Consider the following 14,949-nt stretch of genomic DNA (forward strand, 5'->3'; position numbering starts at 1 on the left):
GGTCGCATCTGCAACCGGCCTTTCACTTTTATCGAGCAGGCGTTCAGGCCTTGCCGGCCGTGTCTTCCTGATCGCCGGAAGCTGCCTCATCTTCAGCCGGATCGGCCACGGATTCGGCCAGATCTTCGTCTTCCGATGTCGCGGCACCGATATCTTCGAAGAGCTCTGCGATTTCGAATTCCGCAGCGGCTTCTTCTTCGGCGGCCAGCTCCTGGATGGATTTGCCAGCCGCTTGCAGCTCGGCCTCTTCAGCGGAGCGGGCGACGTTCAGTTCGATGGTCGCGTCGACTTCCGGGTGCAGAACGATTTGCACTTCGTGCAGGCCCAGCTCCTTGATCGGCGCCAGAACAACCTGCTTGCGGTCCACGGAGAAACCAGCCTCGGTGGCGGCGTCAGCAGCATCACGGGTGGTGACGGAGCCGTAAAGCGCACCGGCGTCGGAGGCGGAGCGAATCACGATGAACTGCTGCCCATCGAGTTTTTCGGCCAGCGCTTCGGCTTCTTTCTTGGTTTCCAGGTTGCGGGCTTCAAGCTGCGCTTTTTGCTGCTCAAAGGCTTCGATGTTGGATTTCGAAGCGCTGAGTGCCTTGCCCTGCGGCAGCAGGAAGTTGCGCGCGTAGCCGGGTTTCACATCGACGACTTCGCCCATCTGACCCAGTTTTGCGACGCGTTCGAGAAGGATAACTTGCATGGTGTTCTCCTTACTTCACAGCGTAGGGCAGCAGCGCGAGGAAGCGGGCGCGTTTGATGGCACGGGCCAGTTCGCGTTGCTTCTTGGCGGAGACTGCGGTGATACGGGACGGCACGATCTTGCCACGCTCAGAGATGTAGCGCTGCAGCAGACGTGTGTCTTTGTAGTCGATTTTCGGCGCGTTGTCGCCCGAGAAGGGGCAGACCTTGCGGCGGCGGAAAAATGGTTTGGCGGCCATGGGTTATGTCCTTGTCCTAAAGTTGATCAACGGCGCTCGCGACGGCCTTCACGCTCGTCACGTTTCTGCATCTGTACCGACGGCAGCTCGGCGTGCTCATCGACCTTGATGGTCAGCACGCGCATCACGTCGTCATGCAGGCGCATCAGGCGCTCCATTTCCTGAACGGCCGGTGCCGGAGCATCCGAGCGCAGGAAGGCGTAGTGACCCTTGCGGTTCTTGTTGATCTTATAGGCCATCGTCTTGACGCCCCAGTACTCGTGATCCACGAGCGCGCCGCCGTTGTCGGACAGGACGGCGCCGAAATGTTCGATCAGCCCTTCGGCTTGCGTGTTGGACAGGTCCTGACGCGCGATCATAACATGCTCATATTTAGGCATGTAGCTTCCTCATTTATATCAAGGCGCATTTCAAAGGTGAGGCCGTTACTCCTTTTGCGGCCCCGCCACGAGAGACTGCGCGGTTCAACTGTGTTTGCAAAAGGAAGCGCCGATATACACGCTTTGACGCAGCGCGCAAGCCTCGGTGCGCAGCCGGGACAGGTGGCATTTGCGTGATCCTCCACGAAATGGCCCTGACGCTGCCCGAAAGCCGTCTTATTTGCGTCTTGATTACAGGTTTTTCTGCGCGTTAACCAAGAGAGGAAGGCAGATGTCCAGCACCGTCGATCCCGTGACCTTCGACACCATCGCGCCCCAGCCGGTGCGGACCGTAGATGGCACGCGCATGCTGTTGCGCGGGGGGCAGGGTGTTGTCGGGGCGGCGTTGATCCTGACGGCGCTGGGGCTCTGGGTCGCACCCGGTGCCAGCTGGGACCATGAACTGGTGCTTTTGAAGCTGCTGATCTCTGCGGTTGGGGCCATGGCCGGGGTCGCGCTTTTGCAGGGATTTGTGCGTCCCGCAGCACCGAAGATCGAAGTCGACACGATCCGCCATGAGGTGCGTTTGGTGCGCATCCGGGGCAAGGATCGCTTTGTGCTGGACCGCTGCGCCTTCAAGGACCTGACGCGGGTGGAAGACACCGGCACTTACCTAAAACTCTGGGGCGGGAACGGGGCCTTGCTTGCCGAAGTGGCCGCCAGTGACCGCGTCGCGCACCGCAGCCTCGTCACCGCACTACGGGTCGCAGGCAAGCTCTGACGCCCAGTCTCCGCGGCATTCCGCCGAAAAAACACCCGCATCACGCGCTGTTCATCAGCGCGCAGAACTTGTTTGAGCATATGGAATTGTTTCGGCGGGCCAAAGACCCACATACTCCTTCATGAATTCATAAACTGGAGGTTCCCTGATGAAATCGCTTCTTCTTGCCACTGCCCTGACCGCTGCTGCGGGCATGGCATCCGCCGCTGCCGAAAAATATGTGCTGGACGCCAGCCACAGCCAGGTTCTGTTCAGCTACAACCACTTAGGCTTTTCCACCACCTACGGCATGTTCTCCGGCTTTGAAGGGGAAATCATGTTCGATCAGGACGACCCCAGCGCCTCTTCCGTGACCGTGTCGATGCCGGTCATGAGCATGTTCACCGGGTGGGAAAAGCGTGAAGGTCACTTCATGTCGGATGATTTCTTTGGTGCGGAAGAGGGCGACATGATCACGTTCGCGTCAACGGCGATCGAGGTGACGGGCGAGGATACGGCGCAGATCACGGGCGATCTGACCATGAATGACGTCACCAAATCGGTGACGCTGGACGCGGTGTTGAACCAGACCGGGGACCACCCGCAGGCGGGCAAGCCCTGGGCCGGGTTCGATGCGACCACCACCGTATTGCGGTCCGATTTCGGTCTGGGGGCATTCGCGCCCTATGTGAGTGATGAAGTCGAAATCGTCATCTCCATCGAGGCGATGAAGGCGGAGTAAGTCCGCCCTTCCAGAAAAACGCATGAGGGCCGCGCCGATGCTGCGCGGCCTTTTCTGTTTTGGAGCGCCTAGCCACCTTTCAGCGCCGTCAGGTCAATGCGGACCTCGACGTTGAACCCCACCGATGCCTCGTCCTTCTGGCTGTCGCCGATCCCGTAGGCGCGGCGGTCGAGCGTGGTGCCGCCCTGCATCGTGGCCAGCCCGTCGGCCAGCTTAAGCGTAAACGGCAGTTGCACGGGCATGGTTTGATCCTTGAGGGTCAGCGTGCCATCGGCCAGATACCCATCCGCGTCCCGGAGGATCTCCGCTGTGAACTGCGCCGTCGGAAAGGCTTCGGCATTGAAGAAATCCGCGCCAAGCGCCTGACTGGTCACCGAACCTAGTGTCAGCGAGCCAATGGAGATGGTGACATCGACCGATCCGGCGACACCTTCGGTCACGCTTTCATCAAAGCTGATGGCGGCTGTCCAGTCGGCAAAGCTGCCGGTGACATCAGAGCCAAGCTGCTGCACCGTGATCTGAAGCGTGCCGTCCTGCACCGCCCAGTCGGATTCGACCGCCTGCAGTTCCGCAGCGGCCACGTCCACGGTGTGTTTTTCATAAAGACCCAAGGTGCCGCCAATCACCAGCGCCACACCCCAGATCCCCACCGCGCTGATCAGCGGCAGGGCCATGCGGTGCTCGTGTGCGGGCAGGGTGACGGCAGGCCGCCCGGGCAGCATCCGGCGCAGGGTGGCGTCCTTGTCGATGACGTGATGTTTCATGGCGCCGGCGAAATGCAGGATGATGGCGCCGGCCAACACCCGTTCAAAGACGATGTGCAGACCGGCGGCGGTGCTGGCCAGCGCTTCGGATTTTGGCACAAAGGGCAGGTTCTGACCCAGCGGCCACCAGATCGGCGCGAACCCGTCCGTGGCCGCGTGGTGTACCCAACCCGAGAGCGGCACCAGCAAAAGCGAGCCATAGAGCAGCCAGTGTACGGTTTCCGCCGCGAGGCTTTCGATCTTGCGGTCCGGGTGCAGCAGGCCCGGTTTCGGTTGGCTGATTGCCCAGAGAATGCGGGCCAGGGCCACGAAGAACACGGTCACCCCAAGGGTTTTGTGCAGCGAAAACATCAAGGCCTTCTGCGCCAGCTGTTCAGAGGTGTCATAGGGCAGGCCGTTGGCATAGATGCCCAGCGGGATCAGCGTCAGGATCAGCAGGGCGGTCAGCCAGTGAAAGGTCTTGGTGACCGCGCCGTAATGGGTGGAGGTATTGGCCAGCGTCATGAGGAACTCCGGGAAATCTGCGTTGCCTATAGAGTAGAGGTCTGAGAGCGCAGAACAATGGCGGCCTGCGCACAGCCTTTGCGCATATCCGCAAATCATGCCTGTTTCCAGTTTCACCACCAGGGCCGTTGCCTCGCCCGCGCGGGCAGGCTAAGCCGGGGGCAAAGAAACGAAAAGGGGTGGCGTTTTCATGAGCATCGCATTTGTATTTCCCGGTCAAGGCGCACAGACCATCGGTATGGGCAAGGCCCTGGCCGAGGCCTATCCGGCGGCGCGTGCCGTTTTCGACGAGGTCGATGCTGCCCTTGGCGAAAAGCTGAGCGATCTGATCTGGGAGGGTGAGATCGAGACGCTGACCCTGACCGAGAATGCGCAGCCCGCGCTGATGGCCACCTCCATTGCCGCGCTGCGCGCTTTGGAGGCCGAGGGGCTCGGGCTCGACCGGGTCAGCCATGTGGCGGGCCATTCGCTGGGGGAATACTCCGCGCTGGCCGCAGTGGGCACGTTTTCGGTGGCGGACGCCGCGCGGCTCTTGCGGACGCGCGGGCTGGCCATGCAGCAGGCGGTGCCCGTGGGGCAGGGCGCGATGGCGGCCGTGCTGGGGCTGGACTACGATACGGTAGCGGATGTTGCCGTAAAGGCCGCCGAGGGCGAAGTCTGTCAGGTGGCCAATGAAAACGATCCGGCGCAGAATGTGGTCTCGGGCGACAAGGCCGCGGTGGAGCGGGCCTGTGTGCTGGCCAAGGAGGCGGGGGCGAAGCGCGCGCTGATGCTGCCGGTCTCAGCGCCGTTCCATTGCGCGCTGATGGCGCCTGCGGCGGAGAAAATGGCCGACGCGCTGGACGCGGTCTCGATGCAGGCCCCCTCCGTGCCGCTGGTGGCCAATGTAACAGCCGAGGCAGTAAGTGATCCGGCAGAGATCAAGGCGCTGCTGATCAAACAGGTGACAGGCCAGGTGCGTTGGAAAACCTCCGTCGAATGGATGGCGGCGCATGGCGTGACGGAATTCTGGGAAATCGGCGCGGGCAAGGCGCTGAGCGGAATGATCCGGCGCATCGCCAAGGAGGCGGGCACCCGTGCCGTGGGCACGCCGGACGACATCAAAGCGGCATTGGAATCTTGAGAGGCATCTATGTTTGATCTGACAGGGAAAAACGCGCTGGTCACCGGCGCATCGGGCGGCATTGGCGCGGAGATTGCCCGGCTCTTGCATGGCGCTGGGGCAACCGTGGGCCTGTCGGGCACCCGCGTGGAACCGTTGGAGGCGCTGGCCGCAGAACTGGGCGACCGCGCCCATGTGCTGCCCTGCAACCTCAGCGATATGGCGGCTGTGGAGGCCCTGCCGAAACAGGCCGCCGAGGCCATGGGGTCGGTTGATATCCTGGTGAACAACGCGGGCATCACACGCGACAATCTGTTTATGCGGATGTCGGATGAGGAATGGCAATCGGTGCTGGACGTGAACCTGACCGCGACCTTCAAGCTCTGCAAGGGCGTGATGCGGGGCATGATGAAGGCGCGTTGGGGCCGGATCGTCAATATCTCGTCTGTGGTGGGGGCCACGGGCAACCCGGGCCAAGCCAATTACGCGGCCTCCAAGGCGGGCATGGTGGGCATGTCGAAAAGCCTGGCTTATGAGGTCGCCAGCCGTGGGATCACCGTAAATGCCGTGGCGCCGGGATTTATCGAAACCGCAATGACCGACAAGCTGACCGATGATCAAAAGTCTGGAATCATGGGACAAATTCCTGTCGGGCGCATGGGAACACCGGCTGAAATCGGCGCTGCCGTGCTCTATCTGGCCAGCCCCGAGGCGGGCTATGTGACAGGAACCACCTTGCATGTGAATGGCGGCATGGCCATGTTGTAGGTCAGATTTGCGCCTCCCAACCCTTGCGTGCACAATGCGTTTGCCATCTGTGTCGCTTGTGCTAAAGGGGGCGCAGAATTTGACCCCGCGTGCAGCTATCTGGACGTGGACCCATCCGAACCGGCACAGCGACAGGCGTGCTGACCCGGACAGAGCCGCCCTTTGGGGCAAACGTTTGCTTCGCCCTTTATGAACCGGGGCAGCGGACAACCGAAAGGGGCCATTCCGGCCCGAACGAATGAGGGACTATTATGAGCGACATCGCAGATCGCGTTAAGAAAATCGTTGTGGAGCACCTGGGTGTTGAAGAGGACAAGGTGACTGAAAACGCTTCGTTCATCGACGACCTCGGCGCGGACAGCCTCGACACTGTTGAGCTGGTGATGGCCTTCGAAGAAGAATTCGGCATCGAGATTCCGGATGATGCGGCCGAAACCATCCAGACCTTTGGCGACGCGGTGAAGTTCATTACCGAAGCTTCCTGAGCGCAGCCGGGCGCGGCCCGGTATTGCTTTGAAAATGGCGTCTTTCCGCGAGGAGAGGCGCCTTTTCTTGTTTCGCCTTCTCTCAGGGGTTGAATTGCGGGGGCGAGTTGCGCAAATCTCGCACCAGAGGGCGCAAAGTCCCGATCCGAGAGCAGAGGCTGCGAAATGTCGCGCACGATACCCACGATCAACACCTCGCGTTTGACCCTGCGCGGCATGCGGCCCGAGGATTTCAGCCGGTTTGCCGAAATCTGGTCGATGCCGGAGGTGGTGGAATACATCAATGGTGAGGCCTGGCCGCGCAGCAAGGCCTGGGATGCGTTCCTGCGCAATGCCGGACATTGGCAGATCACCGGGTTTGGTCAATGGGCGATCCACCGCCACAGGGCGCCGGACATGTCCGGGCAGGTCGGGTTTTTCTACGCCAAGCGCGATCTGGGTGAGGATTTCGACAGTTTCCCCGAGGCAGGGTGGGTGTTGTCGCCCGATGCCCATGGGCAGGGTCTTGGGATGGAAGCGGCGCGGGCAGCGCATGACTGGTTCGACAGGGTGGTGACGGGCCGGTTGGTCTGCATGATCGCGCCGGAGCATAAAGCCTCGCTCAGGATTGCCGAGGCGATGGGATATGAGGTGATGCGCGATGCGGAGTTTGCCGGATCGGCCGCACGGCTCATGGCGCGGAAAGGTCCCCCGCAGTAACCTGGGCTCTGCGCGGAGTGCTCTTGCATCAAAACCGCGCAGCACTGTATGGGGGGGCACCAAATTGGAAGGGGCATTGCGATGCGCAGAGTAGTTGTCACAGGTCTGGGCCTGGTTACACCGCTGGCAGATGGGGTCGAGGCGAGCTGGTCGCGGATTCTGGACGGGCAGTCCGGTGCCGGGCCGATCACCGGGTTCGATCCAAGCAAGCTGGTGACACAATACGCCTGCGAAGTGCCGTTGGGCGATGGGTCGGATGGCACGTTCAACGCGGATGCCTACATGGAGCCGAAAGACCAGCGCAAGGTGGATACCTTCATCATGTTTGGTCTGGCCGCAGCGCAACAGGCGGTAGAAGACGCAGGCTGGCAGCCCGAGGATCTGGAGAGCCTGGAGCGTACCGGCGTGCTGATCGGCTCCGGTATTGGCGGGCTGAATTCCATCGCCAACACGGCAATCATGATGAACGAAAAGGGCCCGCGCCGCGTCTCGCCCTTCTTTGTGCCGGGCGCGCTGATCAACCTGATCTCGGGTCAGGTCTCGATCAAATATGGCTTCAAGGGGCCGAACCACTCGGTTGTGACGGCATGTTCCACGGGAGCGCACGCGATTGGCGATGCAAGCCGCCTGATCCAGCATGGCGATGCGGATGTGATGATTGCCGGTGGGGCTGAGGCCGCGATCTGTGAAATCGGGATTGCCGGGTTCAACGCCTGCAAGGCGCTCAGCACCAAGCGCGGGGACGACCCGCAGAAGGCCAGCCGCCCCTATGACGAAGACCGGGACGGGTTTGTCATGGGCGAGGGCGCGGGTATTGTTGTGTTGGAAGAGTACGAACACGCGAAGGCGCGCGGCGCGAAAATCTATGCGGAAGTGTTGGGGTATGGGCTGTCGGGAGATGCCTATCATATCACAGCACCTTCCGAGGATGGCGAAGGCGGTGAGCGGTCGATGCGGGCGGCGTTGAAAAACGCCGGGTTGGAGCCGACGGATATTGACTACATCAACGCGCATGGCACCTCGACCATGGCGGACACCATCGAATTGGGCGCGGTGGAGCGCCTGCTGGGCGATCATGCGGGCAATGTGACCATGTCCTCGACGAAATCGGCAACGGGGCATCTTTTGGGGGCTGCGGGGGCCATCGAGGCGATCTTCTCGATCCTCGCGATCCGCGATCAGGTCGCGCCGCCCACCATCAACCTCGACAACCCTGCGGTGGACACACCAATTGATCTCGCGCCCAATGCCAAGCGGGAGCGAAAGGTGGATGTGGCCCTGTCCAACTCCTTTGGTTTTGGCGGCACCAACGCCAGTGTCATCTTTGGGAAGGCGCGCTGATGTGGCGGCACATCGCCTCTAACGCGGTCACGATGCTGATTGTGCTGCTGTTTCTGGGCGGTGGTGTGATCCTGTGGGGCAAGGGTCAATATGAGGCTGCGGGTCCGCTGGATCAGGCGATCTGTCTGCAGGTCGAGCGGGGCAGCAACATGCGGCGGGTGAGCCAGTCGCTGGAGGATCAGGGGGCGGTGAGTTCTGCTGCGATCTTCCGCATGGGCGCGGATTACGCGGAGAAAACCAGCCAGTTGAAAGCCGGGAGCTTTCTGGTCGATCCCGGGGCCTCGATGGAAGAGATCGTGGACATCGTGACGCGCGGCGGGGCGAGCACCTGTGGCACGGAAGTGGTGTACCGCATCGGGGTGAACCGTCTGGGCGTTCAGGTGCGCGAGTTGGACCCGCAGAGCAACCGGTTTGAGGAACGGGCGAGCTTTACGCCCGCCGACGAAGAGACGCCGGAGATTTATACGGAGAAGAAAGCGGAGCGTGATACGCGGTTCCGCGTGGCGCTGGCCGAGGGTGTGACCAGCTGGCAGGTGGTGGAAAGCCTCAAGGCGATGGATGTGCTTGAAGGGTCGGTGGAGGAGCTGCCGCCGGAAGGATCCTTGGCACCGGACAGCTATGAAGTACGCCCCGGGGATGACCGGGCAGAGATCATTGCGCGGATGCAAAGCGCGCAGGAATTGCGGGTGGCGCAGGCCTGGCTGAACCGGGATGACAACCTGCCGGTTGAGACGCCTGAGGAGTTGCTGGTGCTGGCCTCGATCATCGAGAAAGAGACCGGCGTTGCGGATGAGCGCGGGCAGGTGGCCAGCGTTTTCGTGAACCGGTTGAATCGGGGCATGCGGCTGCAGACGGACCCGACGGTGATCTATGGGGTGACCGAAGGTAAGGGGGTGCTGGGGCGCGGGCTGCGGCAGAGCGAGCTGCGCAGGGCGACGCCGTGGAACACCTATGTGATCGAAGGTTTGCCGCCCACGCCGATTGCCAATCCGGGCACCGCGAGCCTTGAAGCGGCGGCGCGTCCGCTGGAGACGGACTATGTGTTTTTCGTGGCGGATGGCACGGGCGGGCATGCCTTTGCCGAGACGCTGGATGAGCACAACCGGAACGTTGCCAAATGGCGTGAGATCGAGGCGGAACGCGCCAATCAGCCATCCGGGAATTGAGGCCTGCGCCAAAGGTGGCGCAAGCCCCACCTTACCTGCTGGTTTCGGGTGGTTTGCTGGACAGTCACGGGGTGATCCGAGCCGGTGCAGCGCGAAAATCGTTAACGGCACCGTACGGTCGTCATCTGATAAGAAACTGATTTTCCTTGACTTTGCGCACGGTCACACGTATAACTTGTGACATGCTAGAAGAAGTGGGCAAACGACCCCGGGAGTGATCCCGACGGGTCGTTTTTTCGTTTCTCTCGTGCGGAGACTACGCGCATGAGAGGTATAAACCTGAATGACTTTAATCACCCCAGAGCACGTAGAGTCGCAAACCGAAGACCTTTTGAACTCGGTCATCGGAACCATCAGAGATTTGCGTAAAGAACTCGAAGACCTCAAAGAACGGGTCCGCGAAACGGATGGTGCAGTGACAGCGCAGGACTCCAAGGCAGTGACGCAGGCTGCGTCGCTCCTGGAGACATGCCAGAAAGTGGAGAACCGCCTTGTCGAATGCCGCACAAAACACGCAGGTATCGCCCACGGGGGTTACGCCCTCGATCTCGAAAGAGCACGGGCTTCGATTGGGTGCAAGCTGGCTCGGCTCCGCTGCCCGCGACCTACAGGACCAATTTCTGAATGACCTATCTGAGGGAGAGCTTCTGGCTCTCCCTTATTTGTTCGAGTTCTGGGCAATGGAGCATCAGTTGCCGCCGGAGGGAGACTGGCGGTCCTGGGTGATCATGGGCGGGCGCGGGGCGGGGAAGACCCGTGCGGGCGCCGAATGGGTGCGCGCGCAGGTAGAAGGCGCGCGGCCGATGGATGAGGGGCGGGCGCGACGCGTGGCCCTTGTCGGCGAGACCTTTGATCAGGTCCGCGAAGTGATGATTTTTGGCGACAGCGGGATTCTCGCCTGTTCGCCGCCCGACCGGCGCCCCACATGGGAAGCCGGGCGCAAGAGACTGGTCTGGCCCAATGGCGCGGTTGCGACCGTGCATTCGGCCTTTGACCCTGAGGGGTTACGCGGGCCGCAGTTTGACGCGGCCTGGGTCGATGAATTGGCCAAGTGGAAGAAGGCCGAAGCCACGTGGGATATGTTGCAGTTCGCGCTGCGGCTTGGCGAGAAACCTCAGGTCTGCGTCACGACCACGCCGCGGAATGTGGGGGTGTTGAAGACCTTGTTGAAATCGCCCTCGACGGTGCTGACGCAAGCGCCGACAGAGGCCAATGCCGCCAATCTGGCTGCCTCCTTCCTTGAGGAGGTCCGGGAGCGCTACAAGGGTACGCGGCTGGGGCGTCAGGAGTTGGATGGCGTTTTGCTGGAAGACGCGGAAGGCGCGCTTTGGACCTCTGCGGGGATCGAGACCTGCCGGGTGCGCAAACTGCCGGAACTGGACCGAATCGTTGTGGCGCTTGACCCGGCAACGACGGGTGGGGCTGCATCGGATGAATGCGGGATTGTCGTGGCCGGGGTGAAGATGACCGGCCCGCCACAGGATTGGCGAGCCTATGTCCTGGCCGATTGTACGGTGGCGGGGGCCACGCCCGCAGGCTGGGCGCAGGCGGCGATTTCCGCGATGGAACACTACGGTGCGGACCGGCTGGTGGCCGAGGTCAACCAGGGCGGCCAGATGGTGCAGGAGGTTTTGCGGCAGGTGGATCCGCTGGTGCCCTACAAGGGCGTGCATGCCAGCCGGGGCAAGGTGGCGCGTGCGGAGCCGGTCGCCGCACTCTATGAGCAGGGGCGGGTGAAACACATGCCGGAGCTCGACGGGCTTGAGGACCAGATGTGCCGGATGACGGTGCAGGGGTACGAAGGCAAGGGCTCGCCTGACCGGGTGGATGCGCTGGTCTGGGCGCTGCATGAGCTGATGATCGAGCCGGTCGCGAAATGGCGCGCCCCGCGCGTTCGGTCCCTTTAACGTTTTGGCCACCCTCTGCGGTTGGGCCTTGTCTGCAAGGGTTAACGGCAGCGCACGCTGCCTTTGCATCTTTGAAATCTGAATTCGACAATTATCGAGCAAGCAAGATCAGCCCCGCCACGCAGATCATCGGCGCGGGCGCATTTGGCATGCGGGCGATCACATGAGGAGCAAACGACATGGTTTTTGACTTTCTAAAGCGCGGTGCACCGCTGGACGCTCCGGAGCAGAAAGCGAGCGCCACCGGGCCTGTCGTGGCCTACCAGACCTCGGGCCGCGTGGCCTGGAGCCCGCGCGATGCCGTGTCGCTGACCCGGACGGGGTTTTCCGGCAACCCCGTGGGGTTTCGGTCGGTCAAACTGATTGCCGAGGCGGCAGCGGCCCTGCCGCTGGTGCTGCAGGACGCCGAGCAGCGCTATGACGTGCATCCGCTGATTGATCTGGTGGCGCGGCCGAACCCGATGCAGGGCCGGGCAGAATTGCTCGAAGCACTTTACGCCCAGCTGCTGCTGACCGGGAATGGCTATGTCGAAGCGGTGGTGAATGAGGAAGCAGCCCCAGTGGAGCTGCATGTTCTGCGGTCGGACCGCATGAGCGTGGTGCCCGGTGCCGATGGCTGGCCGATTGCCTATGAATATGCCGTGGGCGGGCGCAAACATCGTTTTGATGCCAGCGGCGCGCAGGTGCCTGTCTGCCATATCAAGAGTTTTCACCCGCAGGATGACCATTATGGGTTCAGCCCGATGCAGGCGGCGGCCATGGCGCTGGATGTGCACAATTCTGCCAGCCGCTGGTCCAAGGCGCTGCTGGACAACGCGGCGCGACCGTCGGGGGCGATTGTCTACCGGGGCGCCGAGGGGCAGGGCACCATGGCGCATGATCAGTATGAGCGCCTGGTGAACGAGATGGAGAGCCATCATCAGGGCGCGCGCAATGCGGGCCGTCCGATGCTGCTCGAAGGCGGACTGGACTGGAAGCCGATGGGCTTTTCGCCGTCCGACATGGAATTCCAGAAGACCAAGGAAGCCGCCGCGCGGGAGATCGCACTGGCCTTTGGCGTGCCGCCCATGCTGCTGGGCATTCAGGGCGACGCGACATACGCCAACTATCAGGAAGCGCATCGTGCCTTTTATCGCCTGACCGTGCTGCCCCTGGCGACACGTGTGACGGCGGCGCTGGCGCAGTGGCTGGCCGGGCATACGGGCGCGCAGCTGACGTTGAAGCCGGACCTAGATCAGGTGCCTGCACTGGCGGCGGAACGCGATGCCCAGTGGAGCCGCGTGGCCAAGGCGGATTTTCTGAGCCAGGCCGAAAAGCGCGCGCTTCTGGGGCTGCCAGCGGTGAGCGCCGATGAGTGATCCTGGTTTTGAGCGGTTCGAATGTGCGCCGGGGCTGCGGTTGCAGGCCCACGAGCGGGTCGCCCAAATCCAGCATGACAACCTCATCCGCCGGCTCGACCGGGTCGAAGAGATGATGGAGCGGTTGGAGAAAAGGCTGTGGCTGACCGTTTACGGGATCGTCGCGATGATCCTCGGCCAGGCGTTGCAGTCGGTGCTGGTGGCGGTGCCATGAGCGGGGGAAGGACTACAAACATGAGGAGTGGACCCATGGACAATGAGACAGGGCTGGAGCGCAAGTTCGCCCGGTTTGGCGAGGCGCTGGCCGTCGAGGACGGTTGCGTGATCAGCGGATACGCCAGCCTTTTCGGTGCGGTGGATCAGGGCAATGACGTGGTGGCGGCAGGCGCCTATGCCGCATCGCTGACGACGCTGGCGGCCAAGGGCACCAAGGTGAAGATGCTCTGGCAGCATGATCCGACCCAGCCCATCGGCATCTGGGATGAGGTGCGTGAAGACGGCAAGGGCCTTTGGGTCAAGGGGCGTCTGCTCGACAGTGTCGCCAAGGGGCGTGAGGCCGCAGCGCTGATTGACGCGGGCGCGATCGACGGGCTGTCCATCGGGTACCGCACCCGCAAGGCCACAAAGAATTCCAAGGGCCAAAGGCTCTTGACCGAACTGGAGCTTTGGGAGGTGTCGCTGGTGACCTTCCCGATGCTGCCCAGTGCGCGGGTGGCGGGCAAGTCGGAGGAGACCGACCTTGACCGTTCCCTGCGTGATATGGCCGCCGTCTTTGCGGGCGCGCGCGCTGATCTGGCGCGCCGCTAACGCGCACCTGTCGTCCCGGTCGCACGAAGGAATTTGTGCGGCTCTCACACTACACCATAGAGGATTTGCCCATGAGCAAGACCGCACCGAAGGCGGCGGGTGGGGAAGGTTTGTCCCCCGCCGAGGATGTCAGGCAGGCCGTGACCGGCTTTGTCACTGATTTCAAAAGCTTCCAAACCGAAATTGAATCGAAACTTCAACAAACAGAAGAGCGACTGACCATGCTGGACCGAAAGACACACACTCCCCAACGCAGCCCTCTCGCAGGTGCTGTCGATGCTGGCGCACCGCATCAGAAAGCCTTTAACGCATATCTGCGTTCTGGCGATGATGACGGTCTGCGCGGGCTTGAGATGGACGTGAAATCCCTGTCTACGGCGGTGAACTCGGATGGCGGCTACCTCGTTGATCCGCAGACATCGGACACCGTGAAATCGGTCCTGAACGCAACCGCGTCGATCCGGTCGATTGCGGCTGTGGTGAATGTCGAGGCGACGTCGTATGACGTTCTGGTGGATCACACCGACGTCGGCGCAGGCTGGGCGACCGAGGCCGGTTCCACAACGGAAACCGACAGCCCGCAGCTCGACCGGATCACCATTCCGCTGCACGAGCTGAGCGCGCTGCCCAAGGCATCGCAGCGTCTGCTGGATGACAGCGCGTTCGATATCGAAACATGGCTGGCGAGCCGCATCGCGGATAAGTTCGCGCGTGCCGAAGCGGCAGCCTTCATCAACGGTGACGGCACCGACAAGCCCATGGGCTTTCTGAGCCACGCCTCCGTGGACAACGATGTCTGGACCTGGGGCAACCTCGGCTACGTTCCCACCGGTCAGAATGGTGACGTGAACGCGGATTCCATCATCGACCTGGTCTACGCACTTGGGGCGGAATACCGCGCCAATGCGACCTTTGTCATGAACTCCAAGACCGCGGGTCTGGTCCGCAAGCTCAAGGACAACGATGGTCGCTTCCTGTGGTCTGATGGTCTGGCATCTGCCGAACCTGCCCGCCTGATGGGGTATCCGGTGCTGATCGCCGAAGACATGCCGGATGCGGCCACGGATGCCAACGCGATTGCCTTTGGCGACTTCGCAACCGGCTACACCATCGCCGAACGCCCCGATCTGCGCGTGTTGCGGGACCCCTTCAGCGCCAAGCCGCATGTCCTTTTCTATGCGACCAAGCGTGTGGGTGGTGATGTCAGCGACTATGCCGCGATCAAGCTGCTGAAATTCGGCACTTCCTGAGGGATGTG

Annotated in this window: 17 protein-coding genes; 13 read left to right on the forward strand and 4 right to left on the reverse strand. The window is 62.2% G+C overall.

The genetic code is table 11. The features are described from left to right. Positions 1 to 43 precede the first annotated feature (43 nt). Genes rplI through rpsF form a run of 3 tightly spaced genes read right to left on the reverse strand, consistent with a single transcriptional unit; the run spans position 44 to position 1,309 of the window. Positions 44 to 691 carry a 50S ribosomal protein L9 gene (rplI, locus tag ISX84_RS21705; RefSeq protein WP_195822513.1) on the reverse strand — a complete coding sequence of 216 codons (648 nt, stop codon included), beginning with the start codon at positions 689 to 691 and terminating at the stop codon, positions 44 to 46. Positions 692 to 701: 10 nt separating this feature from the next. Then, positions 702 to 929: a 30S ribosomal protein S18 gene (gene rpsR, locus ISX84_RS21710; protein WP_005982441.1), complete on the reverse strand. Its 228-nt coding sequence runs from the start codon at positions 927 to 929 to the stop codon at positions 702 to 704. A 26-nt stretch (positions 930 to 955) separates the two neighbouring features. Continuing rightward, the gene (rpsF, locus tag ISX84_RS21715) at positions 956 to 1,309 is read right to left on the reverse strand and encodes a 30S ribosomal protein S6 (protein WP_195822514.1); all 354 of its coding nucleotides are present in this window, start codon (positions 1,307 to 1,309) and stop codon (positions 956 to 958) included. Positions 1,310 to 1,580: 271 nt separating this feature from the next. Here rpsF and ISX84_RS21720 point away from each other — a divergent pair, with 271 nt between their 5' ends. Both ISX84_RS21720 and ISX84_RS21725 read left to right on the forward strand, forming a co-directional pair. Continuing rightward, a complete protein-coding gene (locus ISX84_RS21720) occupies positions 1,581 to 2,069 on the forward strand; it encodes a hypothetical protein (protein WP_195822515.1) in 489 nt (162 codons plus the stop codon). A gap of 148 nt (positions 2,070 to 2,217) precedes the next feature. Continuing rightward, positions 2,218 to 2,790, forward strand: coding sequence for a YceI family protein (locus ISX84_RS21725; RefSeq protein ID WP_195822516.1), 573 nt, complete (start codon positions 2,218 to 2,220; stop codon positions 2,788 to 2,790). 68 nt (positions 2,791 to 2,858) lie between these two features. Here ISX84_RS21725 and ISX84_RS21730 read toward each other — a convergent pair whose 3' ends face one another. Next, entirely contained in the window at positions 2,859 to 4,058 is a 1,200-nt protein-coding gene (locus tag ISX84_RS21730; RefSeq protein ID WP_195822517.1) for a cytochrome b/b6 domain-containing protein, read from the reverse strand. 190 nt (positions 4,059 to 4,248) lie between these two features. On the opposite strand from ISX84_RS21730, the gene fabD reads away from it, so the two are divergent. The 11 genes from fabD (at position 4,249) to ISX84_RS21785 (ending at position 14,941) form a co-directional block, all read left to right on the forward strand. After that, on the forward strand, positions 4,249 to 5,181 hold the full coding sequence (gene fabD, locus ISX84_RS21735; protein WP_195822518.1) for an ACP S-malonyltransferase: 933 nt from the start codon (positions 4,249 to 4,251) through the stop codon (positions 5,179 to 5,181). Positions 5,182 to 5,190: 9 nt separating this feature from the next. After that, positions 5,191 to 5,928, forward strand: coding sequence for a 3-oxoacyl-[acyl-carrier-protein] reductase (gene fabG, locus ISX84_RS21740; protein ID WP_195822519.1), 738 nt, complete (start codon positions 5,191 to 5,193; stop codon positions 5,926 to 5,928). Between the two features lie 251 nt (positions 5,929 to 6,179). Beyond that, complete coding sequence (locus tag ISX84_RS21745; RefSeq protein ID WP_066009325.1) at positions 6,180 to 6,413, forward strand: acyl carrier protein; 234 nt, start codon at positions 6,180 to 6,182, stop codon at positions 6,411 to 6,413. 165 nt (positions 6,414 to 6,578) lie between these two features. Continuing rightward, complete coding sequence (locus ISX84_RS21750; RefSeq protein WP_195822520.1) at positions 6,579 to 7,112, forward strand: GNAT family N-acetyltransferase; 534 nt, start codon at positions 6,579 to 6,581, stop codon at positions 7,110 to 7,112. An 81-nt stretch (positions 7,113 to 7,193) separates the two neighbouring features. Further along, positions 7,194 to 8,453 (forward strand): beta-ketoacyl-ACP synthase II, encoded by a 1,260-nt coding sequence (gene fabF / locus ISX84_RS21755; RefSeq protein WP_195822521.1) that lies wholly within the window; start codon positions 7,194 to 7,196, stop codon positions 8,451 to 8,453. Then, the gene (gene mltG, locus ISX84_RS21760; protein ID WP_195822522.1) at positions 8,453 to 9,619 is read left to right on the forward strand and encodes an endolytic transglycosylase MltG; all 1,167 of its coding nucleotides are present in this window, start codon (positions 8,453 to 8,455) and stop codon (positions 9,617 to 9,619) included. The genes fabF and mltG overlap by 1 nt, the downstream gene beginning before the upstream one ends. Positions 9,620 to 10,188: 569 nt before the next feature. Next, positions 10,189 to 11,526, forward strand: a complete 1,338-nt coding sequence (locus ISX84_RS21765; RefSeq protein ID WP_442800634.1) for a DNA-packaging protein — start codon at positions 10,189 to 10,191, stop codon at positions 11,524 to 11,526. Between the two features lie 179 nt (positions 11,527 to 11,705). After that, positions 11,706 to 12,884, forward strand: coding sequence for a phage portal protein (locus tag ISX84_RS21770; RefSeq protein WP_195822523.1), 1,179 nt, complete (start codon positions 11,706 to 11,708; stop codon positions 12,882 to 12,884). After that, entirely contained in the window at positions 12,877 to 13,098 is a 222-nt protein-coding gene (locus tag ISX84_RS21775; RefSeq protein ID WP_195822524.1) for a GTA head formation protein, RCAP_rcc01685 family, read from the forward strand. Before ISX84_RS21770 ends, ISX84_RS21775 begins: the two co-directional genes overlap by 8 nt. Positions 13,099 to 13,133: 35 nt before the next feature. After that, positions 13,134 to 13,691, forward strand: a complete 558-nt coding sequence (locus ISX84_RS21780; protein WP_195822525.1) for an HK97 family phage prohead protease — start codon at positions 13,134 to 13,136, stop codon at positions 13,689 to 13,691. A gap of 71 nt (positions 13,692 to 13,762) precedes the next feature. Further along, entirely contained in the window at positions 13,763 to 14,941 is a 1,179-nt protein-coding gene (locus ISX84_RS21785; RefSeq protein WP_195822526.1) for a phage major capsid protein, read from the forward strand. Positions 14,942 to 14,949: the final 8 nt, after the last annotated feature.

Source organism: Roseobacter sp. MH60115, assembly GCF_015644665.1.
GTDB lineage: Bacteria > Pseudomonadota > Alphaproteobacteria > Rhodobacterales > Rhodobacteraceae > Roseobacter.